General features: G+C 58.0%; 22 protein-coding genes. 15 read left to right on the top strand and 7 right to left on the bottom strand.

Translation table 11 applies throughout. The features are described from left to right. Window positions 1-26: 26 nt before the first annotated feature. Window positions 27-905: a sugar nucleotide-binding protein gene (locus ACIROY_RS10645; protein WP_402341519.1), complete on the bottom strand. Its 879-nt coding sequence runs from the start codon at window positions 903-905 to the stop codon at window positions 27-29. A 12-nt stretch (window positions 906-917) separates the two neighbouring features. On the opposite strand from ACIROY_RS10645, the gene ACIROY_RS10640 reads away from it, so the two are divergent. From ACIROY_RS10640 to ACIROY_RS10625, 4 genes are all read left to right on the top strand, one after another. Beyond that, complete coding sequence (locus ACIROY_RS10640; RefSeq protein ID WP_402341517.1) at window positions 918-1,949, top strand: CDP-6-deoxy-delta-3,4-glucoseen reductase; 1,032 nt, start codon at window positions 918-920, stop codon at window positions 1,947-1,949. A gap of 327 nt (window positions 1,950-2,276) precedes the next feature. Then, window positions 2,277-3,479 (top strand): acetylornithine transaminase, encoded by a 1,203-nt coding sequence (locus ACIROY_RS10635; RefSeq protein ID WP_402273429.1) that lies wholly within the window; start codon window positions 2,277-2,279, stop codon window positions 3,477-3,479. A gap of 16 nt (window positions 3,480-3,495) precedes the next feature. Continuing rightward, entirely contained in the window at window positions 3,496-4,032 is a 537-nt protein-coding gene (locus ACIROY_RS10630; protein WP_402341515.1) for a C40 family peptidase, read from the top strand. A gap of 14 nt (window positions 4,033-4,046) precedes the next feature. After that, window positions 4,047-4,421, top strand: coding sequence for a GFA family protein (locus ACIROY_RS10625; RefSeq protein ID WP_402273434.1), 375 nt, complete (start codon window positions 4,047-4,049; stop codon window positions 4,419-4,421). Between the two features lie 13 nt (window positions 4,422-4,434). On the opposite strand, the gene ACIROY_RS10620 is transcribed toward ACIROY_RS10625, so the two are convergent. The 5 genes from ACIROY_RS10620 to ACIROY_RS10600 all read right to left on the bottom strand — a co-directional run bounded on the left by ACIROY_RS10620 (window position 4,435) and on the right by ACIROY_RS10600 (window position 9,651). Then, the gene (locus tag ACIROY_RS10620) at window positions 4,435-5,355 is read right to left on the bottom strand and encodes an FCD domain-containing protein (protein ID WP_402273436.1); all 921 of its coding nucleotides are present in this window, start codon (window positions 5,353-5,355) and stop codon (window positions 4,435-4,437) included. 114 nt (window positions 5,356-5,469) lie between these two features. Next, complete coding sequence (locus tag ACIROY_RS10615; protein WP_402341513.1) at window positions 5,470-6,531, bottom strand: Ldh family oxidoreductase; 1,062 nt, start codon at window positions 6,529-6,531, stop codon at window positions 5,470-5,472. A gap of 30 nt (window positions 6,532-6,561) precedes the next feature. After that, the gene (locus ACIROY_RS10610) at window positions 6,562-8,055 is read right to left on the bottom strand and encodes a tripartite tricarboxylate transporter permease (RefSeq protein WP_402273441.1); all 1,494 of its coding nucleotides are present in this window, start codon (window positions 8,053-8,055) and stop codon (window positions 6,562-6,564) included. Window positions 8,056-8,065: 10 nt separating this feature from the next. Continuing rightward, window positions 8,066-8,578: a tripartite tricarboxylate transporter TctB family protein gene (locus ACIROY_RS10605; RefSeq protein ID WP_402341511.1), complete on the bottom strand. Its 513-nt coding sequence runs from the start codon at window positions 8,576-8,578 to the stop codon at window positions 8,066-8,068. A 98-nt stretch (window positions 8,579-8,676) separates the two neighbouring features. Beyond that, entirely contained in the window at window positions 8,677-9,651 is a 975-nt protein-coding gene (locus tag ACIROY_RS10600) for a Bug family tripartite tricarboxylate transporter substrate binding protein (protein WP_402341509.1), read from the bottom strand. A gap of 419 nt (window positions 9,652-10,070) precedes the next feature. Between ACIROY_RS10600 and ACIROY_RS10595 the strand changes: the two genes are divergently transcribed. The 11 genes from ACIROY_RS10595 (at window position 10,071) to ACIROY_RS10545 (ending at window position 22,299) form a co-directional block, all read left to right on the top strand. Then, window positions 10,071-10,388 (top strand): hypothetical protein, encoded by a 318-nt coding sequence (locus ACIROY_RS10595; RefSeq protein ID WP_402341507.1) that lies wholly within the window; start codon window positions 10,071-10,073, stop codon window positions 10,386-10,388. 78 nt (window positions 10,389-10,466) lie between these two features. Further along, window positions 10,467-12,194, top strand: coding sequence for an IlvD/Edd family dehydratase (locus tag ACIROY_RS10590; RefSeq protein ID WP_402341505.1), 1,728 nt, complete (start codon window positions 10,467-10,469; stop codon window positions 12,192-12,194). Between the two features lie 138 nt (window positions 12,195-12,332). After that, window positions 12,333-13,289 (top strand): C-terminal binding protein, encoded by a 957-nt coding sequence (locus tag ACIROY_RS10585; RefSeq protein WP_402273453.1) that lies wholly within the window; start codon window positions 12,333-12,335, stop codon window positions 13,287-13,289. 334 nt (window positions 13,290-13,623) lie between these two features. Next, a complete protein-coding gene (locus tag ACIROY_RS10580) occupies window positions 13,624-14,712 on the top strand; it encodes an ABC transporter ATP-binding protein (protein WP_402273455.1) in 1,089 nt (362 codons plus the stop codon). Between the two features lie 124 nt (window positions 14,713-14,836). After that, window positions 14,837-16,174, top strand: a complete 1,338-nt coding sequence (locus tag ACIROY_RS10575) for an ABC transporter substrate-binding protein (protein ID WP_402273458.1) — start codon at window positions 14,837-14,839, stop codon at window positions 16,172-16,174. Window positions 16,175-16,433: 259 nt separating this feature from the next. Next, window positions 16,434-17,333 carry a carbohydrate ABC transporter permease gene (locus ACIROY_RS10570; RefSeq protein ID WP_402273461.1) on the top strand — a complete coding sequence of 300 codons (900 nt, stop codon included), beginning with the start codon at window positions 16,434-16,436 and terminating at the stop codon, window positions 17,331-17,333. Next, window positions 17,330-18,214 carry a carbohydrate ABC transporter permease gene (locus ACIROY_RS10565; protein WP_016835554.1) on the top strand — a complete coding sequence of 295 codons (885 nt, stop codon included), beginning with the start codon at window positions 17,330-17,332 and terminating at the stop codon, window positions 18,212-18,214. Before ACIROY_RS10570 ends, ACIROY_RS10565 begins: the two co-directional genes overlap by 4 nt. Before the next feature lie 234 nt (window positions 18,215-18,448). Then, window positions 18,449-19,243, top strand: coding sequence for a 2OG-Fe(II) oxygenase (locus ACIROY_RS10560; protein WP_402341504.1), 795 nt, complete (start codon window positions 18,449-18,451; stop codon window positions 19,241-19,243). 141 nt (window positions 19,244-19,384) lie between these two features. Next, window positions 19,385-20,323: a hypothetical protein gene (locus tag ACIROY_RS10555; RefSeq protein ID WP_402341502.1), complete on the top strand. Its 939-nt coding sequence runs from the start codon at window positions 19,385-19,387 to the stop codon at window positions 20,321-20,323. Continuing rightward, a complete protein-coding gene (locus ACIROY_RS10550) occupies window positions 20,320-21,153 on the top strand; it encodes a hypothetical protein (RefSeq protein WP_402341500.1) in 834 nt (277 codons plus the stop codon). Before ACIROY_RS10555 ends, ACIROY_RS10550 begins: the two co-directional genes overlap by 4 nt. A gap of 387 nt (window positions 21,154-21,540) precedes the next feature. Continuing rightward, complete coding sequence (locus ACIROY_RS10545) at window positions 21,541-22,299, top strand: class I SAM-dependent methyltransferase (RefSeq protein ID WP_402341499.1); 759 nt, start codon at window positions 21,541-21,543, stop codon at window positions 22,297-22,299. 208 nt (window positions 22,300-22,507) lie between these two features. Here the strand turns inward: ACIROY_RS10545 and ACIROY_RS10540 are convergent, their stop codons facing one another. Next, on the bottom strand, window positions 22,508-23,278 hold the full coding sequence (locus ACIROY_RS10540) for a dienelactone hydrolase family protein (protein WP_402341497.1): 771 nt from the start codon (window positions 23,276-23,278) through the stop codon (window positions 22,508-22,510). Window positions 23,279-23,541: the final 263 nt, after the last annotated feature.

Raw genomic sequence — 23,541 nt, 5'->3', positions numbered from 1 at the left:
ATAAATCTTTTGTGGAAACATTTCCTTCATGACAATGTTTTCAGCAACGACTCCACGTTCGGATAGCGCAGGCGCATGCCGAGTTCGTTGCGCAAGCGGTCGTTACGCAACCGGCGCGACTCCGACATGAAAGACAGCATCATCGGCGTCACCTGCTGCTGCAGTTCGGCGCGCGGCAGTCGCGGCGGCGGCGGCAACTGAAAAGTACGCGCCACGGCGTCGAAGTAGTCGCCCATCTTCATGTCCGAATCGTCGACCGCGTGATACACGCGCAGCGGTCGCGCCTGGTCGATGGCGCGCACTGCAATCGCAGCGAGGTCGTCGGCGTGGATGTGGTTGGTGTACACGTCGTCTGCGGCGCTCAACGCCGGGGTGCCTTTCTGCAGGCGCTCCAGTGGCAACCGGTCGCGCGCGTAGATGCCGGGGACGCGCAGGATTGCCAGGCGGCTGCCGGAACGGCGCGCCCAGGCGCGCAATACCTGTTCGGCGTCGACGCGTCGCCGCGCACGCGGATTGCTGGGCCGGGTCGGCCGCGTCTCGTCGAAACTGGCGCCGCCGCAATCGCCGTAGACGCCGGTGGTGCTGATATAAACCAGATTGGCGCGGTCGGGTAAAATGGCGGCCAAATTGCGGGTGCGGCGGTCCTTCTCATCAGAAGATTGCGGCGGAGCAAGATGCACGATCACCTGCGCCAGGCGTGCCAGACGAACCAGCGTATCAGGCCGGTCGAGGTCGGCCACCAGCGGGATGGCGCCGGCGGCGCGCAGTTCGGCGCAGCGCTCCGGCTTGCTGGTGACGACGATTACGCGGAAACGCGCGCGCACCAGCGGCAGCATGCGCATGCCGACGTCGCCGCAGCCGAGCATCAACAGACGCGGTTTGCCGATTTTTTTTACATTGTTCATTGTCAGGATTGTATGAGTTTTCAAGTTACCGTTCAGCCCAGCGGCCATCAGTTTACCTGTGACGAAGGCGAAACCATCCTTACCGCCGCAATTCGCGCCGGCGTCGGCCTGCCTTACGGCTGCAAAAACGGCGCATGCAGCTCCTGCAAGGGCAAGCTGGTCGACGGCAGCGTGACGCACGGCCCGCATCAGGAACGCGCGCTGTCGGCGCAGGACGAGAGCCTGGGCTTTTCGCTGTTCTGCTGCGCCCGTCCGAACTCGGACGTGGTCATCGAAGCGCGCGAAGTGGCCGGCATCGGCGACTTCCCGGTCAAGAAAATGCCGGTGCGCGTGGCCAAACTGGACAAGGTCGCCGACGACGTCATCATCCTGTCGCTGCAATTGCCGGCCAACGACCGCCTGCAATACAAGGCCGGCCAGTACGTCGAGTTCATGCTGCGCGACGGCAAGCGCCGCAGCTACAGCATGGCCAATGCGCCGCACAAGGATGAACACCTGACGCTGCACATCCGCCACATGCCGGGCGGCCTGTTCACCGACCAGGTGTTCTCGACGTTGAAAGAGCGCGATATCCTGCGCTTCGAAGGTCCGCTGGGAACCTTCTTCCTGCGTGAAGATTCCAACAAGCCGATCGTGCTGCTGGCGTCCGGTACCGGCTTCGCGCCGATCAAGGCAATCGTCGAGCAACTCGAGCACGCCAAGTCGACCCGCCCGGTCACGCTGTATTGGGGCGGCCGTCGTCCGCAGGACTTGTACATGGATGAGCTGTGCAAGACCTGGGCGCAGAGCCTGCCGAACTTCAAGTATGTGCCGGTGATCTCGAACGCCCAGCCGGAAGACAACTGGAACGGCCGCGCCGGCTTCGTCCACCAGGCCGTCATCGACGACCAGCCGGACCTGTCGGGCCATCAGGTGTATGCCTGCGGCGCGCCGATCGTGGTGGAGTCCGCCCAGCGCGATTTCGTCGCCAAGTGCGGCTTGCCGGAAGAAGAGTTCTACGCCGACTCGTTCACGTCGGCGGCGGATCTGGCGACGGTGCAGTAATTCAATGTGCCGCCGCATACGGCTGCATGTTGCAAAGTGGTGAGCGTTCTAAAAATCAGCGGCAATTTGCACCAAATTAGTTTTGACGCATCGCGCAAAACGTCCTAATATTGACCGCATGAACGCTACCACCATCTCCTTGCGACGTCGCAGCCAACCTCAACGAGGTTTGCCGTGCGCGTGAGTTGACCCTGGTCACGAAGCCACAGGCAATCCCTGTGGCTTTTTTTTATCGTTTTTTTCGTGTCCGCGTTTACTGTCATTTTTATTACAGTCCGGTTACGCCGCCTTTCACATTTTTCACACATCCTTAGCAGGAGTCATTCAATGGAATTCAACGAGTTCGCCATCAACAAGCTGATGTATGTCACTAACCGCCCTGAAATCGTGTTCACCGAAGGCAGCGGCATGTGGATGACCGATCACACCGGCAAGCGATACCTCGACTATCTGCAAGGCTGGGCCGTGAATGCGCTGGGTCACGCGCCGCAATGCATCTCCGATGCGCTGGTCGCACAGGGCAAGAAGCTGATCAATCCATCGCCGGCTTTCTACAATGCGCCGTCGATCGAGCTGGCCAACCTGCTGACCGAGAACTCCGTCTTCGACCGCGTGTTCTTCACCAACAGCGGCGCCGAAGCCAATGAAGGCGCGTTCAAGCTGGCCCGCAAATGGGGCAAGCTCAACAAGAACAGCGCCGGTGAAGACCGCTTTGAAATCATCACCTTCAACCACAGCTTCCACGGCCGCACCATCGCGACCATGTCGGCCAGCGGCAAGCCGGGCTGGGACACCATGTTCGCACCGCAAGTGCCGGGTTTCCTGAAAGCCGATCTGAATGATCTCGCCAGCGTTGAGCGCCTGATCAGCAAGAAGACCGTCGCCGTCATGCTGGAACCGGTGCAAGGCGAAGGCGGTGTGATTCCGGCCACGCGCGAGTTCATGCAAGGCCTGCGCCGCCTGACCAAGAACGCCAACCTGCTGCTCATCGTCGATGAAGTACAGACCGGCGTCGGCCGCACCGGCGAACTGTTCGGTTATCAGCTGTCGGGCATCGAGCCGGACATTATGACGCTCGGTAAAGGCATCGGCGGCGGCGTACCGCTGGCGGCCCTGCTGGCGCGGGAAGAAATCGCCTGCTTCGAAGCCGGCGAACAAGGCGGCACCTACAACGGCAATCCGCTGATGACTGCCGTCGGCGCCGCCGTGATCAAGGAATTGCTCAAGCCCGATTTCCTGCCGACGGTCAAGGCCACCGGCGCTTACCTCAGCGCGGAACTGATCAAGCTGTCGGACAAGCACGGCTTCGAAGGCGAACGCGGCGAAGGCTTGCTGCGCGCGCTGAAGCTGGGCAAGGACATCGGTCCGCAAATCGTTGAAGCCGCGCGCGACCTGAACCCGGTCGGGCTGTTGCTCAATTCGCCGCGTCCGAACCTGATCCGCTTCATGCCGTCGCTGAACGTGACCAAGGATGAAATCGATCAGATGCTGACCATGCTGGAAGGCGTGTTGGTGAAACTGGGTCACTGATCGGAGTCCGGCAGCAATGCGCAGCCTCGACCTGCTCTCGCCGAAGCAACTGCATGCGCTCGCCGCCTGCTGCATCGCCGTCCTGCTGACGGCCTGCGGCAGCGCGCCGATGCGTGCGCCGGAAGCCTCCACCCCGACACCGGCGCCGACCGATGTCCGCTCCGAAGCCGCCACCGAACATGGCAGCGAAGTCGCGATTTTTGCGCTGGACATGATCGGCACCGGCTATCGTTTCGGCGGCAAGAATCCGGAAGCCGGCTTCGATTGCAGCGGCATGGTGTCGTACATCTTCAACCGCGCCGCCGGCCTCAGACTGTCCGGCAGCGCTGCCGACATGGCACGCCAGGGACGCCAGATCGACAAGTCCAATCTGCGTCCGGGCGACCTGGTGTTCTTCAATACCCTCAACCGGCCGTTCTCGCATGTGGGCATCTACATCGGCGACGGGCGTTTCGTGCATGCGCCGTCGGGCAACGGCAAGGTGCATATTTCGCGGATGGACAATCCGTATTTTGCGCCACGCTTTGAAATGGCCAGGGCTTACTTCAACTAGCGGAGACGCAGCGCATGGATCATCACAAAGGCAGTTGCCATTGCGGCGAGGTCCGGTTCGAAGCCGACGTGACGATAGAGCGCATCACCGTCTGCAATTGTTCGATCTGTACCAAGAAGGGATTTCTGCACCATCGCGTGCAGCCTGAGAATTTTCGCCTGGTGGCGGGTGTCGATGTGCTGGCGACTTACCAGTTCGGCACCATGGCGGCCAAACATCATTTCTGTCCGCACTGCGGCGTGCACGTCTTCACTCGCCCACGCGCCGCGCCGGAGCTCTACACCATCAATGTGCGTTGCCTGGATGACTTCGACCTGTCGGACGACAAGCTGAGCTTCGTCGATTTCGACGGTCGCAACTGGGATCGCAACGTCGGCAAGCTGGGATAACGCTGCTGCCGCCTCATGCGCGGGCGCTGCGGCGTTTGGCCGGAGCTGCGACCGGGGCGCGTTTGACGGCGACCTTCGGCGCCGGCGTCTTCTTTACGGCAGCCGGTTTGGCTACGCGTTTGACGACGGGATCCTTGACTACTGTTTTCTTCACACCAGGCTTGACTGCTTTGACTGCCTTCACGGGCGCGGTTTTCTTTTTCTTGAGCTCCGCCGCATTCCCACCCTGCACGGCCTGCCCTACCAGACTGGCGCTGTAGCGCTTGAACGCGATATCCATGTGACGCCGCATCGCCTGCCGCGCCATTTCCGGATCGCGGGCGCGCAACGCTTTCATCACGCGCGAATGTTCTTCGATCGCATCGTTCCATACCTCGATCGTATCGAAGTGGCTGTGAAGGCGATCGAACAGCGGTCCGAGCCGGGCATCGAATAATTGCGTCACCAGTCCGACCAGCACGCTGTTGCCGGTTGCTTCAGCCACGCGGATGTGAAACAGCCGATCCGCTTCGAGCGGATTGGCGCCAGCGTTGGTGTTCTCGATCATCTGCTGAAAGGCTTCTTCGATTGCGTCGATCTGCGCCTTCTTGCCGTTCTTGGCGGCGGCATAAGCCACCTCACCTTCCAGCATGGCGCGTGCGCGGATCAGCTCCAGCGGCCCCTCTTGCGTGGACAGGTCGATCTCGCCTTCGGGCGCGGGCGACGGCGGCGAGACATAGATGCCGGAGCCCATGTGGACTTCGATATAGCCTTCGACTTCCAGCGCGATCAAGGCTTCGCGCAACGATGGTCGGCTCACGCCCAGTTGCACCGACAGATCGCGCTCCGACGGCAAGCGCGAACCGACCGGGAATTCGCCGTCGACAATCAGCTTGCGCAGCTGGTCGCTGATCTGGCGGTACAGTCGTTGCGGTTCGATCGCTTCAATTGGCATAAAAGAGGTCCGATGAAAAATTCTTAATCTTGGCGCCGGATTGTATCTCACCACAAGCGAATGCTACGCTTGCCGCCCGCTGCCGCCAACGCAGCAACGGGCGATGAAGAGCAATCAGCCCAGCGCTGCCGGGAAACTCAGACCATATTGCTGTGCAGCCTCGCGCAAGCCTGGCGCAATCGTCGGATGCAGCGCCACGCCCTGCTCCAGCTGCTGCGCACGGCGCGCCATGCCGCGGTCGCCGGGCATGCGCACTTTTTCCACACCGGGACGCGGCGGATTGTTGCGGCAGGCTTCGGCGATGTGATCCATCTGGCGCTTGAACGCCGCTTCACCACCAAACGCCGCCGGGTCGTACAAGCTCATGAACACCGTGGCACCCCAGCCAGCCGGCGGATCGGCGCGGCCGAAACCGGACAGCCCCCCGGTCAGCGCCTCGATCAGGACTGCCAGGCCGAAGCCCTTGTGGCCGGCCGACAGACCGCCCAGCGGCAGGATGGTGCCCGGCGGATCGGCGGCGAACACGGCCGGATCGCGGCTGGCGTTGCCCTGTGCGTCGAGCAGCCATTCTTCTTCAAACTGCTGGCCGGCCTTGTGCAGGCGATTGCTCATGCCGTTGGTGGTGATCGAAGCGGAAATGTCCACCAGGAACGGCGTGCCGGAAGTTGGAATGCCGGCGGCGATCGGGTTAGGAGTGAACACCGCGCGCGTGCCGCCGAACGGCGCCACGCTGTGCACCGCCGGATCGGAACTCGACAACACCATCAGGAAACCTTCTTCAGTCGCGCGCAGCAGGTAGGCCGCGAGGCAGGCGATGTGATGGCTGTGATGGATCGCCAGCGACGCCGTGCCGAGTTCGCGCGCACGCGGAATCAGCGCATCGATGCCCTTGTGCACCAGCCACGGTCCGGGCAGGCGACGGCCGTCCCACACCAGCGCGGCGGGCCGGTCCGAGACCACCTCGGGCTCGCCGGAAGTCGTCATCGCGCCCTTCTCGATTTCTTTCACGTACGGCGCCAGCAGGGCCAGGCCATGGGTATCGTGGCCCAGCAGATCGCCGTCGACCAGCGTACTCGCTACCGAAGCGGCAGGCTCCAGCGGCAGGCCGGCCTTCTGCAACAGTTGCGTGGAGAACTGCTTGAGTTCTACGGCGGAAAAACGTTCGGGTGAAGCCATGTTGCAAACCATCCTTTCGTTATAAAAATCTCATGCGATTGCCGGCTTCTTGCGCAAACCGCGCATGACCAACGGCAACAGCCACAGCACTATCGTCAATACGCCCAGGGTCCCGGCGATGGGCCGGTTGAAGAAGGCGAGGAATTCACCATCCGCCTTGATCATCGACGTGACGAAATGTTCTTCCAGCATTCCGCCCAGCACGACGCCGAGAACTGCCGGTGCGACCGGGAAACCGTTTTCTTCCATCAGGTAGGCCAACAGTCCGAACACCAGCATGATGCCGACGTCGGAGACGCTGTTGTTGGTGGCGTACGAACCGACGATGCAGAACAACAGGATCAGCGGCATCAACAGATTACGCGGAACGCCGAGTATGCGCTTCGACACCTTGATGCACCAGTAGCCCAGCGGCAGCATCAACAGGTTGGCGAGGATGAAGACGATGAAGATCGCATACATCGAGACCGGATTCTCGACGAAGATCATCGGACCTGGATTCAGATTCTTCATGTACAGCACGCCGATCACGATGGCGGTGATGGAGTCGCCAGGGATGCCGAACACCAGCGCCGGAATCCACGCGCCGGCCAGCGCCGAGTTGTTGGCGGCGCCCGACTCGACGATGCCTTCAGCATGGCCGGTGCCGAACTTCTCCGGCTCCTTGGACATCTTCTTGCTCATCGCGTACGACATCCAGGCCGCGATGTCGGCGCCCGCACCAGGCAAGATGCCGACCAGCGTGCCGAGCACGCTGCCGCGCAGGATCGACTTCGGGTACTTCACGGTCAAGGCCCACATGCCCTTGAAGACGTTGCCGACCTTGCCGTCGGGGATGGTCATCGCCTGGTCTTTTGAAACCGCATAGCGCAACACCTCGGACATCGCAAACATGCCCACCATCAGCGGCACCAGCGACACGCCGCTCAGCAGATCGGGGTTGTCGAACGTGAAGCGCGGCACGCCGGCCGGGTTGCCCATGCCGATGGAGGCGATGAACATGCCGATGAACAGTGAGACGAAGCCCTTGAGTGGATTATCCGAGGCAATGAAGATTGCGCAGGTCAGGCCCATGAGCACCAGCCAGAAGTATTCGAACGAAGAAAACTTCAGCGCCAGTTCCGCCAGCACCGGCGCCGCCAGGATCAGCACGAAGGTGCCGAACAGGCCTCCCACCGCGGAAAACACCAGGCTGGCGCCGAGCGCGATTTCACCCTGCCCTTTCTTCGTCATCGCATAGGCTTCATCGGTATAGGCTGCCGATGACGGCGTGCCCGGGATACGCAGCAGGCAGCCCGGGATGTCACCGGAAAAAATCGCCATTGCCGTGGCCGACACCATCGCCGCCACCGCAGGCACCGCGGGCATGAAGAACGTCACCGGGACCAGCAACGCTACCGCCATGGTGGCGCTGAGACCGGGAATCGCGCCCATGAACAAGCCGAACATGGACGAACCGAGAATGACCGCCAGGACATAGGGGTCGAACACCAGCCCGAAGGCGGCATAGATATTGGCAAGCATGGTCGATCCTTTACCAGGCCACAGACTCGAAAAGACCCCACGGCAGCGGGACCTTCAGCAGTTTGTAGAAAATGTAGTGAATGCCCAGCGCACTGGCGACGGCGACCGGCAGCGCAACCGCCAGGCGCGCGCCGAAGGTTGCGAACAGGGACAGCAGCAGGATGGTCGCCGTCGGCAGGAAGCCAAGGGGCTCGGACGCATAGATGTAAAACACCAGCGACAACAGCACCAGCGCATAGGCGAACACGGCGCGCCGCTCGCCGGCCCATTCGGGCAGGCTGATCCAGCTTTCGCCGGAAGCGCGCCTTTCGCGCACGCCCTTGATCATGAGCAGGATCGCGCAGATCAGGAAGGCCACGGCCAGCGATTGAGGAAACAGGCCCGGCCCGATCTGCTGGGCCATCGCGGGCAGGTTTGCCGAGTAGACGTAAATCACGACGGCGAATATCGCCAGCAGGATTCCGGAGACGGTATCGTTGATTTTCATGGCAGCAGGGTTCAAAGGTCCGACGGGTTCAACCATGGCTTCTCATCGTCGTCACGATGCAATATGACGTGATGTGAAACCGCGCGAAAAAGTTGATGCTCGCGGACGGCCGACCACGACCGTCCGCTGCCTGGCTACTTCGCCATGCCCAGGGTTTTCAGGATCTGCCCCATGTCGTTGTCGCTCTTCTCCATGAACTTGCCGAACTCGGCCGAGTCGGCATACATCGTGCCGAAGCCGCGTCCACCCATGAAATCCTTGTACTCCTTGCTGTTGTAGATTTTTTGCAGGTGGCCGGCCAGCTTGGTCTGGATATCGGCGGGCAGGCTCTTGGGCGCGACGATGCCGCGCCAGGCGCCGATAGTCCAGTTGCTGCCGGTCAGGCTCTTGAGCGTCGGCACCTTGGGATACAGCGCGGCCGACGCATCGGCCATGATCACCAGCGGACGCGCCTTGCCGGCATCGATCAGGGAGCGTGCTTCCGGCAGCGATGCAGCGACAATGTCGACACCGCCCGCGGCCAGATCGACCATTGCCGGTGCGGCGCCGTTGGATGGTACGAAACGCACCGCGGTCGGTGCCAGCTTGAGGTCGCTCAGCATGCCGGCCAGGCCGAGGTGCCAGATGCCGCCCTGACCGGTGCCGGAGGCCTTGAGCTTGCCGGGATTGGCCTTGACCGCCTTGAGCAGATCGTCGAAGGTTTTATACGGCGATTCGGCGCTGACAGTGAGCGCGGCCGGATCGAAATTCATCAGTGCGATCGGCGTGTAGTTCTTGTAGCTCAACTGGGTCAGGCCCTGGTGATGCATCATGGCGATTTCCACCGTAGCCAGTCCGATGGTGTAGCCGTCCGGAGCCGCGCCCGAAATGGCCTGGTGACCGACCACGCCGTTGCCGCCGGTGCGATTGACGACGTTGACGGGCTGGCCCAGTTCTTTCTCAAGCAGCGCACCGATGATGCGCGCCGTGGCGTCGGTGCCGCCGCCCGCACCCCACGGCACGACCAGCGTCACCGGCCGGTCCGGCCATGCTGCATGTGCAACACCAAAGGATAAAACCGCGGCTGCGGCAACCACCGTCTTCAATAGATTTCTACGCATTCTGATCATTGTCTCTCCTCCGTTTGATGGTAAAAGCAGGCAATTTCGCCTGTAGCGTACGGATTCATTGCAAATCCGTCGATGAACCATGCAGCACGATCTGTGTCGGCTTATCTCTCTCCGGTGCTGGGTTTTTCCCGGTTTTTCTTTGTTTTTGTTTCCTGACAAAACCTTGTCAAGCGGTCATGTGGTCTTACCAGAACGAGAAAAGAATTTCATATCACCCCGGCAGTGTCAAGAAAGAAAACGATGCACGAAAATAATTCACCTACGCCGCAACGCACCATTGGGCATCATACGGAATAAGGGAAACAGGGATGGGATATCAACCAAAAAGATGTATGACAAATCTGGTATTACCACTTGACCAAAGTCCGAATGCTGAAATAGACTCGCTGGCATCCTGACGAAGCAGGTCGTTGCTGAACATGATTTCAACACCGGCTTGCGCGCATAAAAAATACAAGAGCAAAAACTGCCCGCGGACCATACCGCAGCACTGGAGACAGGCATTGAAGAACTTAGCTAGCCGGGGGTGTAGTTCCATCGTTCCGCAGCCGCACCTGCGCGGTCTGGCTGCGCCGTCCCTTTCTGTTTCTGCGCGTGCGCAATCCGGCGCTTGTGCTGCATCGACCTCCCGTTATCTCTGCCACCTCGGCCACGCCGGTAATGGCGACGCCATGCTGGCGTATCACCTGATGGATTTCTCCCGCTACTTTTTCGACCAGAGCAATATTCGCCACTGATCCTTCCGACAGCCATCCGATACAGACAGCATTCATGGCTCCGTCACGACCTGGAGCCACAAGGAAAAAGGAAAGAACATGAGCGACACCAAGACATTCACGCGCCGCAGCCAGGCCTGGTTCGGCCGCCAAGACCGCGACGGTTTCATCTACCGTTCCTGGGTGAAGAACCGCGGCATTCCACACGATCAATTTGATGGCCGTCCGGTCATCGGCATCTGCAATACCTATTCCGAACTGACACCCTGCAATTCGCACTTCCGCGCGCTGGCCGAACAGGTCAAGATCGGCATCTGGGAAGCCGGCGGTTTCCCGTTGGAGTTCCCGGTGATGTCGCTCGGAGAGACGCTGATGCGTCCGACCGCGATGCTGTTCCGCAATCTCGCCAGCATGGACGTCGAAGAATCCATCCGTGCCAATCCGCTCGACGGCGTGGTACTGCTGATGGGTTGCGACAAGACCACTCCCGCGCTGCTGATGGGCGCGTCGTCTGTCGACCTGCCGACCATCGGCGTCTCCGGCGGTCCAATGCTGTCCGGCAAGTACCGCGGCGGCGAACTGGGCTCCGGCACCGGCGTGTGGCAGATGTCGGAAGAAGTGCGCGCCGGCCAGATGTCGCAGGAAGAATTCTTTGAAGCCGAAAGCTGCATGCACCGCTCGCACGGCCACTGCATGACCATGGGCACGGCCTCGACCATGGCCAGCATGGTGGAAGCGCTCGGCATGAGCTTGCCGGGCAACGCCGCCATTCCCGCAGTGGATGCACGTCGCAACGTGCTGGCGCGCAACTCCGGTCGCCGCATCGTCGAGATGGTCAAGGAAGACCTGATCATGTCGAAAATCCTGACCAAGGCTGCATTTGAGAACGCCATCCGCGTCAATGCCGGCATCGGCGGCTCGACCAACGCCGTGATTCACTTGCTGGCGATTGCCGGCCGCATCGGCGTCGACCTGAAGCTGGAAGAGTGGGACAAGATCGGTCAGAAGCTGCCGTGCCTGGTGAACCTGCAGCCATCGGGCAAATACCTGATGGAAGATTTCTACTACGCCGGCGGCCTGCCGTCGGTGATCCGCGAACTGGAAAGCGTCATCGACAAGAGCGCCCTGTCGGCCAACGGCCAGACCTTGTGGGACAACTGCAAGGATGCGCCGAACTGGAACCGCGACGTCATCCACGCCTTCGATATGCCGTTCAAGGCAGCCGCCGGCATCGCCATCCTGCACGGCAACCTTTGCCCGGACGGCGCGGTGATCAAGCCGTCGGCCGCCACGCCGGCATTGCTGAAGCACACCGGCCGCGCCGTGGTGTTCGAGAACAGCGACGACCTGCACAAACGCATTGACGACGAGGACCTGGACGTCGACGAGAACTGCGTGCTGGTGCTGAAGAATTGCGGTCCCAAGGGTTATCCCGGCATGGGCGAAGCGGGCAACATGCCGCTGCCGCCGAAGGTGCTGCGCAAGGGCATCACCGACATGGTGCGCGTGTCCGATGCGCGCATGAGCGGCACCGCTTACGGCACCGTAGTGTTGCACGTGACGCCGGAAGCCGCTGCAGGCGGTCCTCTGGCGCTGGTGCAGAACGGCGACATGGTGGAGCTGGATGTGGAAGCACGCAAGCTGCACCTGCATGTCAGCGACGAAGAACTGGAGCGCCGCCGCGCCGCATGGCAAGCGCCGAAAGCACCGGCCGATCGCGGCTGGGTCAAGCTCTATGTCGATCATGTCCAGCAGGCCAATCTCGGCGCCGACCTCGATTTCCTGGTCGGCAAGAGCGGCTCCGGCATTCCCAAGGACAACCACTGACGGCTCTGGCAAGAATCTGAATTGATTTTTCAACAAGCAAGCCGGCGGAAGATTCAGGCGCGCGCCCTCCAAGGGAGTGACGACCGAAAAAAATGAACTTCCGTCTGTTTTGACTGCGACATATGGAGACATGAAGCAATGAAAGTATTGATTACCGATTACGATTTTCCCGACGTTGATCTTGAGCTGGCGCTGTATCGCGACGCCGGCGTGGAAGTGGTGACGGCGCAGTGCCGCACCGAAGACGAGGTCATCAAGGCCGCCGAAGGCTGCGAAGGTTTGCTGGTGCAATATGCGCCGGTCAACGCCAAGGTGTTTGCCGCACGTCCTGAAATCCGCATCGCCAGCCGCTACGGCGCCGGCTTCGACACCATCAACACCGACGACGCCGCCAAACACGGCGTCTGGGTCGGCAACTCGCCCGACTATGGCGTCGGCGAAGTCTCCACGCATGCACTGGCGATGGCGCTCGATCTGATCCGCAACATTACCGGCTACGACCGTGACGTCAAATCCGGCCAATGGCATTACACCACCGCCGGCAAGATCCAGCGCTGCTCCGAAATGACCATCGGCATCGTCGGTCTGGGTCGCATCGGCAAGCGCATGGCGCACATCAGCCGCAACCTGTTCAAGCGTGTAATCGCCTACGATCCACACATCATCGACGGCGACTTCCCGGCGTATGTGGAACGCGTCAGCAAGGAAGAATTGTTCAAGCAGGCGCACGTGGTGTCGCTGCATACGCCGCTCAACGACGAGACGCGCGGCATGATTGATGCGTCGGTGTTGAAACTGATGCAACAGGACAGCTTCCTGGTCAATTCGGCACGCGGCGGACTGGTCAATATCGATGACTTGCTGAAGGCGCTCGACACCAATCTGAAGGGTGCCGGACTGGACGTCCTGCCGGTCGAACCACCGGAGACAAGTTCCGCTATTGTCCAGCACAAACGTGTGCTATTGTCGCCGCACGCCGCCTTCTATTCCGAAGTCGCCGCCAAGGAACTGCGTCGCAAAGCGGCACAGAATCTGATCGACTGGGACCGCAATGGACGCCCGTCGTATGTGGTGGTGGAAGGCCGGAAGAAATAGAAAAACAGAGACAAGAATCGCAAGAGCACCGGCTGCGTCCGCAGCAATGGCAATAGCAGCAGCAACACAAGCAGACGCAGCACGGTACTCACAGCAATCCGTAGCAGAGCAGCAGCCCCGAGCAAAACAGAGAGGTACGAACACCGACGATGTAACTATGTCCACTGTCATGGCGTTACCGACGTAGCGATAGTGGCTGTCATTTTGTATCTCTCAGTACCGCCGAAAACCATAAAAACCAAAACGGCGCAGGTATCAGAATTAAATGTGCGAAGCCCTCCAAGAAAGGGTTTATCGCAGACACAAAAACGAGGATATAGACGAGGAGCAAGGCATGGCATCAGTACAGATTCGCGGCATCAAGAAACAATTCGGCAGCACCCAGGTTATCCGCGGTGTCGACATCGACATCGCCGACGGCGAATTCGCAGTGCTCGTGGGCCCTTCCGGCTGCGGCAAGTCGACGCTGTTGCGCATGCTGGCAGGCCTCGAAGAAATCACCGAAGGTGAAATCTCCATCGGTGGCACCGTCGTCAACAACGTCCAGCCCAAGGACCGCGACATTGCCATGGTGTTCCAGAATTACGCCTTGTATCCGCACATGACGGTCAACGACAACATGGCGTTCTCGCTGATGCTGGCCAAGAAGGACAAGTCCTTCATCCAGCAGCAGGTCAAGAAGGCCGCCGAGATCCTCGGCCTGACTACGCTGCTGGAACGCTATCCGCGCCAGCTCTCCGGCGGCCAACGCCAACGTGTGGCGATGGGTCGCGCGATCGTCCGTGATCCGCAAGTATTCTTGTTCGATGAACCGCTGTCCAACCTCGACGCCAAGCTGCGCGTACAAATGCGTACCGAGATCAAGGAACTGCACCAGCGCCTGAAGACGACGTCGGTCTACGTCACCCATGATCAGATCGAGGCGATGACCATGGCCGACCAGATCGTCGTCATGCGCGACGGCCTGGTGGAACAGCGTGGCCGTCCGCTCGAACTGTACGACCGCCCTGCCAATATTTTCGTCGCAGGTTTCATCGGCTCGCCGGCGATGAACTTCATCCCTGCCACTTTGCGCCGCAATGCCGACAAGGCTGAAGTCGAATTTTCCGACGGCACTCGCCTGCCGGCACCCTATGCACATCGCGGCCTGGACGGCGTCGACGGCCAGCGCGTGGTCTACGGCGTGCGTCCTGAACATCTGACCATCGGCCCTGCCGGCAGCGGCATGAGCACCAAGGTCGTCGTGGTTGAACCGACCGGTGCCGACACCGAAGTGTATGCCCGCTTCAGCGACACCAGCCTGACATCGATCTTCCGCGAACGTCACGACTTCTCGGCCGGCGACACCATCACGCTGGTACCGGAACACGGCAGCACGCATTTGTTCGACGCCGACAGCGGCAAGACATTGGCGCGCGGCTGAGAATTTGATCATCGTTATTCGGCAACACCCTTAGCAAAGCAGTCCCTGTAGTACAGCAAGTAAAAATAAAAAGCCTTAAAACCTGGGCCCATTCACTTTCATCAGAAGAGAAGGAGTAGGAGACATGACTAAGCTGACCAGACGTAATTTCCTGGCCGCCAGCGCATCCGTCGCTGCGGCATCGACAGTAGCCACCACCAATGCATTCGCCGCACCGGCGGCACCGGCCTCCACCGGCGCCGGCCTGAAGTTCGAGATCGAAAAAGGCGCGACGCTGCGCGTGCTGCGCTGGAAGCGTTTCGTCCAGGGCGATGAAGACCTGTGGAATGCGAACGTGAAGAAATTCACTGAAAAATTCGGCGTCGCCGTACGTACCGACAGCGAAGGCTGGGAAGACCTGCGCCCGAAGGCGGCGGTTGCCGCCAACGTGGGCTCCGGTCCGGACATCGTCATGAGCTGGTTCGATGACCCGCAACAATATCCGACCAAGCTGATTGACCTGACCGACCTGGCAACATCGCTGGGCAGCCGTCTGGGCGGCTGGTACGACGTCTGTCGCAAATATGGCACCAAGGACGGCAAGTGGATTGCGCTGCCGGTCGGCGTGGTCGGCAATGCGCTGGTCTATCGCGAAAGCCAATTGAAGGCAGCCGGCTTCGACGCCGTGCCAAAGGACACCGCCGGCTTCCTGAAAATGTGCCAAGCCCTCAAGGCCAAGAACACACCAGTCGGCTTCGCACTCGGCAAAGCCGTCGGCGACGCCAACAACTGGGCGCACTGGCTGCTGTGGTCGCACGGCGGCAAGCTGGTCGATAAGAAAGGCGCAGTCGCCATCAACTCGCCGGAAACCCGCGCTGCGCTGGAATACGCCAAGCAACTGTATGCGACCTTCGTTCCGGGCACACTGTCCTGGCAAGATCCGTCGAACAACAAGGCTTACCTGGACGGCCAGATCAGCATGACGGCCAACGGCATTTCGGTGTACTACGCGGCCAAGAATTCGACCGATCCGAAGATGCAGGAACTGGCCAAAGACACGCAGCACGCCCACTTCCCGGTCGGCCCTGCCGGCAAGCCGACCGAGCTGATGCAAATCACACAAATGATGGTGTTCAAGCACACCAAGTTCCCGAATGCGGCCAAGGCGTTCGTGCAGTTCATGTTCGAGCCTGAGCAGTACAACCCATGGATGGAAGCATCCATCGGCTACGTCAGCCAATCGCTCAAGGCCTACGAAAAGAACGCCATCTGGACTTCGGATCCGAAGGCCACCGTGTATCGCGATTCGGCTGCGCTGATGATCGACCACGGTCACGAAGGTCCGCTGGGTCAGGCATCTGCCGCCTGCATGGCCGACTACGTGGTGGTGGACATGGTGGCGGAAGCAGCCAGCGGCTCCAAGACTGTGCAGCAAGCAATTGACCGCGCTGCCGATCGGGCCAAACGCTTCTACAAAGCGTAAAAACCTGTTCACGATCTTACTGCGAGGCCGTGATCCGGCGGCGGGCGGTGCTCGGAATCCTCATGTGCTCAGGCACACTCAAAGGGTTTCAACCAAGCTCCGCTCCGTCCGCCACCGGCTGACGACCTCTCGTTACAGATCGTGAACAGGTTTACGTAATGAATTCTTGCTCTTGAAATCGTAGTGCAAGGAGCAAAACATGCGTTCGCACCGGCAACCGCCGTGCGAACGCAGTCATCACGCTTACCGAGGTCTGCTTATGTTATCCCGACTGCTGAACAACCGTAATGTGCTGGGCATGCTGTTCATGGCGCCTGCCGTATTACTGCTTGTCGTGTTTCTTACTTACCCGCTCGGACTGGGAATCTGGCTTGGCTTCACCGACACCAAAATCGGTGGCGAAGGCAGCTTCATCGGGCTGGACAATTATTCCTACCTGCTGGGCGATTCGCTGGCGCAGCTGTCGCTGTTCAACACGCTGTTCTACACCATCACCGCCAGCATTCTGAAGTTCGTGCTCGGCTTGTGGCTGGCGATTCTGCTCAACAAGAACCTGCCGCTCAAAACCTTCTTCCGCGCCATCGTGCTGCTGCCATGGATCGTCCCCACCGCCTTGTCGGCGCTGGCGTTCTGGTGGATGTACGACTCGCAGTTCTCGGTAATCAGCTGGGCACTCGTAAAGATGGGCCTGATCGATCACTACATCGATTTCCTCGGCGAACCATGGCTGGCGCGGATTTCCACCGTGGTCGCCAACGTCTGGCGCGGCATCCCGTTCGTGGCGATCTCACTGCTGGCCGGCCTGCAGACCATCTCGCCTTCGCTGTATGAAGCGGCGGCGATTGACGGCGCCAAACCGTGGCAGCAGTTCCGCTACGTCACGCTGCCGTTGCTGACGCCGATCATTGCGGTGGTGATGACGTTCTCGGTGCTGTTCACCTTCACCGACTTCCAGCTGATCTATGTGCTCACACGCGGCGGTCCGTTGAATGCCACCCACCTGATGGCAACACTGTCGTTCCAACGCGCAATCCCCGGCGGCTCCCTCGGTGAAGGCGCCGCTCTGGCAACCTACATGATTCCTTTCCTGCTCGCAGCCATCATGTTTTCATACTTCGGCCTGCAACGTCGCGGCTGGCAACAAGGAGGTGACAAATGAGCAAGAAGTCAAAAGACCTGCAGCAGGAAACGCAAGGGATGGATTTCCTGCAGTCGGTGCCGCGCCGCTGGATCACAACGTATATTCCGTTGGGCATCTTCGTGTTCGTGCTGCTGTTCCCGTTTTACTGGATGGTGATTACGGCCTTCAAACCCGACAACGAATTGCTGCGCCAGACCGGAAATCCGTTCTGGGTGGTGGCGCCGACGCTGGCCCACTTCAAGAAGCTGCTGTTTGAAACCCAGTATCCGGCGTGGCTGCTCAACACGGTGATCGTGTCAGTGGTGTCGACGTTTGCCTCGCTGGCGGCCAGCGTGTTCGCGGCTTACGCCATCGAACGCCTGCGCTTCCAGGGTTCCAAGCAAGTCGGTCTGGGCATCTTCCTGGCATACCTGATTCCGCCATCGATCCTGTTCATTCCGCTGGCGGCGATCGTGTTCAAGCTGGGTCTGTTCGATACGCGCTGGGCGCTGATACTGACGTATCCGACCTTCCTGATTCCGTTCTGCACCTGGCTGTTGATGGGCTACTTCCGCTCGATTCCGTATGAGCTGGAAGAATGTGCGTTGATCGACGGCGCCACACGTTGGGAGATCCTGATCAAGATCATCCTGCCGCTGGCGGTGCCCGGTCTGATTTCGGCCGGCATCTTTGCCTTCACCTTGTCGTGGAACGAGTTCATCTACGCGCTGACCTTCATCTCCTCCTCGGAAGTGAAGACGGTGCCGGTGGGGATCGTGACCGAACTGGTCGACGGCGACGTCTACCACTGGGGCGCCCTGATGGCCGGTGCACTGCTGGGGTCGTTGCCGGTGGCGGTGGTGTATTCCTTCTTCGTGGAATACTACGTGTCGGGCATGACCGGAGCGGTCAAGGAGTAATTCCCTCTCGCTCTAAATGAAAGGCTGGCATCGCAAGATGTCAGCTTTTTTCTTTTTAAAACCAATAGATGCGACTAAGTATAAGCATGAATTCGATTTGAAAATTCACTAAAAAGATCTATTTAATCGAATTTTTACTATAGAAACGTGCCGCCCAGCCGACTATTCTGAATCCAGCCAACCCGGCACACGTCATTCGCCCTTCCCTGAATGACCTGATACAGGAGGATCTGAATGTCGAATTCTTACGTCCCGCTTAACCTCGACCACCTCCGATCCGCATTTGTCGATTTCCCTGCGGCCTCGCCATTTCCTCACGCGGTGATTGATCAATTCGTCAAGCCTGAAGTCTTGCAACAGCTGGCGCAAGAATTTCTCGACTACGACTCGCCAAAATGGTTTTGCTACAAGAACGCGATCGAGAACAAAAAAGCACTGAACGACTGGAATGCTTTTCCTCCTGAAACATATCGATTCTTTTGCTACCTCAATTCACCTGAATTTCTTGACGAATTGTCCTCCCTGGTCGGCGAAACGCTGTATTCGGACAGCGGCCTGCATGGCGGCGGGTGGCATTGCCATGGCGTCGGCGGGAATCTGAATCCTCACCTTGACTACTCCCTTCACCCAAAAATCAATCTGCAACGCAAGATCAACCTGATCATCTATGTTTCCCAAGAGATGCTAAGCGTCTACGGCGGCCATCTTGGGCTATGGGAGCATGACAGCAACACCAACAGACCGGGAAAGTTGATCAAAGAAGTCGCTCCCTTATTTAATCGGGCGGTCATCTTCGATACAACGAAGAACTCGTGGCATGGATTGAGCAAACCGCTGACACAACCAGACCATATATTCCGCAAGTCCCTTGCCGTCTACTATCTGAGTGAACCAGACGATGGGGTAAGTCAGCGCGGACGCGCCTTGTTTGCCCCTCGCGAAGATCAGGCCAGCGATGCCGAAGTTGAGGAGTTGATCCGCATGCGCATGGATATGAAAGCCTCCTTGTCGGTGTACAAGAAGGACTGAACTGCATCGCAAAGATTCGGAAAACGATTTCAGGAGAAAGACGGCCGTAAAGACTGAAGCCGTTGACTCTGTCATCTCCTGAAAAGACGTTCAGTCATCAGGATGTACCTTGCAGGGACATTGAACCTGGAGTGCTTTCGAATGAAAGTAAATATTTTCCAACTGTTCTATGACAAGAAGAGCAGGAAGATGCTGGATCCCGGCTTCACCCCCCTGGAGGTGGTCGGCAATCCGCGGCCGGATTGGCGCGAATACTGGGCGATCCGAAAGTACTTCCTCAAGAACACGTTACGGGAAAGCGATTATTACGGTTTTCTTTCTCCGCTCTTCAAGGAAAAGACCGGTCTTGAGTCGCGACAAATATTCTCCTTCATCGCAGATAATCCCGGCGGAGATGTCTACACCTTTTCGCCATCGTTCCCGGAGGCCGCATGCTATTTGAACGTATTCGAGCATGGCAACAGATGTCATCCTGGCATGATCCCCATCATGGAAGAATTTCTAGACATACTCGAGATACGCATCGATTTCAGCAAATTCACCAATGATTTTCGCAGCGCAGTTTTTTGCAATTACATCATCGCCAGACCGATATTCTGGAACAAATGGTTCACCATCACCGAACGCCTGTTTCATATCGCCGAACGAAATGACAGTCAGCTGGCGCGGCTGCTGAACAAAAAGACCGAGTACCACAAAGCATCCCTGTCGATGAAGGTCTTCATCATCGAGCGCATCGCTTCTCTGCTCCTGGCGCTACTACCGGACCTGAAGGTATTCGATTTCGACATCCAATCAATGCCGTGGCAAGTCAATTCCAATTACTTTGCCTATCGCAAAGAGATGGTGCAGCTGAATGCACTCAAGATCGCCTATGCAGATTCGTTCGACACCGAATATCTGCGCATCTATTTCGCCTTGCGCGCCCGCGTGCTGCAACATTGCGAAGCGATGGAATGCAACGAAACCTACATCAACTTTTTCCAGGTCGAGGAAAGCGTTCCGCCTGCGGAATCAGATGAAGAAGATCCTGACCTTCCCTGGGCGCCGCCACGTTACGAAAATCCCGCAACGACATGAGCATCAACATCTTTCAGCTCTACAACGACGAGGCCAGCAAAGAACTGCTGGATCCTGGCTTCCTTGCGTTTGAGATCAGGGGAAATCCCCGGCCAGATTGGCGCGAATATTGGGGAATACGCGGCTACTTTCTGGAGCACGTGCTCGAGGAAGACAGTCACTACGGCTTTTTCTTGCCGCTTTTTAAAACACAAACCCATCTGACGGCGGAAAAAGCGTTTTCATTCATCGAAAAAAATCCCGGCGCCGACGTCTACACTTTCTCGCCATTCGTGGTGGATTCAGCATGCTATCTGAACGTATTCCAGCAAGGCGAGCAATCCTATTGCGGGATGCTTGCGATCATGGAGGAGTTCTTCAACCGCATCGATATTCCGATCGACTTCAAGGTATTGGTCAACGATTTCCGGACGACCGTTTTCTGCAACTACATTGTCGCCAAGCCGGCCTTCTGGAGAACGTGGTTTGCGATTACAGAGCGAATTTTTGACATTGCCGAACATGAGAAGAGCAGCTTGAATGAACGACTCAATGCTGTTACCAAGCACGGCAACAGTCTCATGCAGATCAAGGTGTTCGTGATTGAGCGCATCGCCTCTGCAGTACTTGCATTGACGCCAGACCTGAAGGTGGCCAACTATCTGATGCCGCTCCTGCCCCGACTGTATTACCCGTGCCGGGATGAACTGCGAATGCTCAATGCATTGAAAATCGCGTATATGACATCGCAGAGAGAGCGCTACCTTCGCGATTACTTTTCCCTGCGTGAGGACGTGCTGAGTCGCTGCGACCCTGATTTTAGAAACAAACACCGCATAGATTCCATATAATTTCAGCAAGTCTCTGTTTATCGCGCCTCATCCCTTATCGCCATCCCGTCGCCTCACGCTTGCCGAGCGTCCTCTTTCTACCTTCGTTAAATCTCGCGCCGTTTTTTGAATTTCTGAACATCCCGGCGCAATACTGGCGTACCAGGCTCCGCCTTGCCCCTTATCGAAAAATTCGACAACGGATTGCCGCTTTTCCTCAAAGATATGCGACAGAAGCCTGCAGGAGCTGATTCAGCTTGTCGAATGAGCGAAATTTTACGATGTGATGATCGCAATTTTCGACCTAAAACATGTATCAACAAGTAAGATTGCGGTGACACCGAAGTTAGTCAAAATGTTTTTATAAAACACTCCAAATTGATTACGTAGATAAAGGTAAGGTGAACAATGAATTTTACTGCTCATAACATTCGCTTGGACAATGGGTCTTTTACAAAACCAGATGAGATCCTTATTAGCGATCACCCATGTACCATTTCCACACGTAAAATATTAAATCTAGTCTTCCCTTCAAACAAAAAAAATTATCGCGTTATTGATTTGGGATGCCTCGAGGGTGGATATACAGTGGAAATCGCCAGAATGGGATTTGATACGATAGGACTTGAGGTCAGAGAAGAGAGCATTGCTTGCTGCAATCATGTAAAAGCAAATCTTGATTTACCGAATTTGAATTTCGTTAAAGATACGGCCTGGAATCTCGACAAATATGGCCCGTTTGATGCCGCTTTTTGTTGTGGTCTTTTTTACCACTTCGATAATCCGAAGGCATTTTTGGAAAAATTAGCTCGGAACACAAAGAAGTTATTGATTTTGCAAACTCACTTTGCAACTCCGCTGGACAGCGGAGTAAAGCAATACAATCTTGCCCCTATGGACGTGCATGAGGGTCTGCCTGGAAGATGGTATTACGAGTTCGATCAAGCCTTGTCTTTCGAAGAAAGAGAAAAAATGCGATGGGCTTCCTATGAAAACGACAAGTCGTTTTGGATACAGAAAGAATATCTCCTGGGTTTGATTTACGATTTGGGGTTCACTACGGTATTCGAACAATTTGATAGCTGGGCGCCAAACATGGGTGAAAGTTTGAATAAATTTTATCCCGATGGTTTGCGTGGAACATTTATTGGGATCAGAGACATGTAAAGGCTTGACGCGTGCTGATGCAATCGCACGCCCTTTGATTTTTTTAAGAAATCGCCCCAGATTCGACCAGATTGCCTGCCCCAAAAAAAGCCCAGCGGTGAGTACCGCTGGGCTTCTTCTTTTATGAATCCATTTTCATACCGGATTTAAAGCCAGACTGCAGTCTCGCTGCATGCGCGTTTCCGTCGCAGCGACTCCTTTACATCAATCAGGCGAGCTTTTCGGCGAAGAAGTTCTTCAACGCCACCGATGCGCGCTCGGCCGTTTTCTGGTGATAGAAGAAGCCCGGATTCTTTGCTTCCGGATCGGTGAACGAGTGGCCGGCCTGGCCGTAGTTGACCAGTTGCCAGTCCAGGTTGGCGGCGCTGACTTCATCGATGAAGGCGTTGACCTGGTCGCGCGGCACCGACGGATCCTGCACGCCGTGCAGCACCAGGATGGCGCCCTTGATGTTTTCCGCATCCTTGGGATTCGGGGTGTCGAGCGCGCCGTGCAGCGATGCGAAGGCATCCAGCACAGTGCCCGAGCGCGCCAGTTCCAGCGTCGCCGTACCGCCGAAGCAAAAACCGACGGCGCCGAGCTTGCCGCTCAGCTTGACCTTGTCCTGGCCCTTGAGCGCCGCCAGTGCTGCATTCATGCGCTTGCGCAGTTCGGCGCGATCCTTCTTCAGTGGAACGATGGCCGCGACGGCTTCATCAGGATTGGCTGGACGCACGCTCTTGCCGAAGACGTCGCCAACCAGGATCGCCTGGTTCAGTCCGACGGTGGTGGCGGTGACTTCCAGCGCCTTCTGGCTGATGCCGAAGTAATTGGGTATCGACAACACCCCGGCCACCGGCGCCGTGTTCTTCTTGTTGAACAGCAGCACGCTTTCGTACTCGACGCCGTCGGCCGTGTGGCTGATCAGTTCGATACCGAGGTCGGCTGCAGCGATGCCGAATTTTGCGGCGATGGGGGCGGGGTCAAAATGGTGACTCATTGCTTCTCCTGTGACGAATGGGAAAAGCCGCAGGCGGCTGCTCGATGAAGATGAAAATCCGGCTGATCGAGATCCAGTCGCATACGGCTTCGCGAAAGCCGCTATCTTTGCACAGTCGCGAAAAATTTGCTGACGCCAGGCCCGGAAAAACCTGTATTGGCTGATGAATCAGCATGTCGGCGAGACACGCATCGTGCTATTTTTTAAGCCATTTCAAATAACAACAAGTGCTATCCACACATAAATTTGAGTTGTATGATTCA

Source organism: Herbaspirillum sp. NPDC101396, from assembly GCF_044767365.1.
Lineage (GTDB): Bacteria > Pseudomonadota > Gammaproteobacteria > Burkholderiales > Burkholderiaceae_D > Herbaspirillum.
This window is presented reverse-complemented; position numbering and strand designations above follow the sequence as displayed.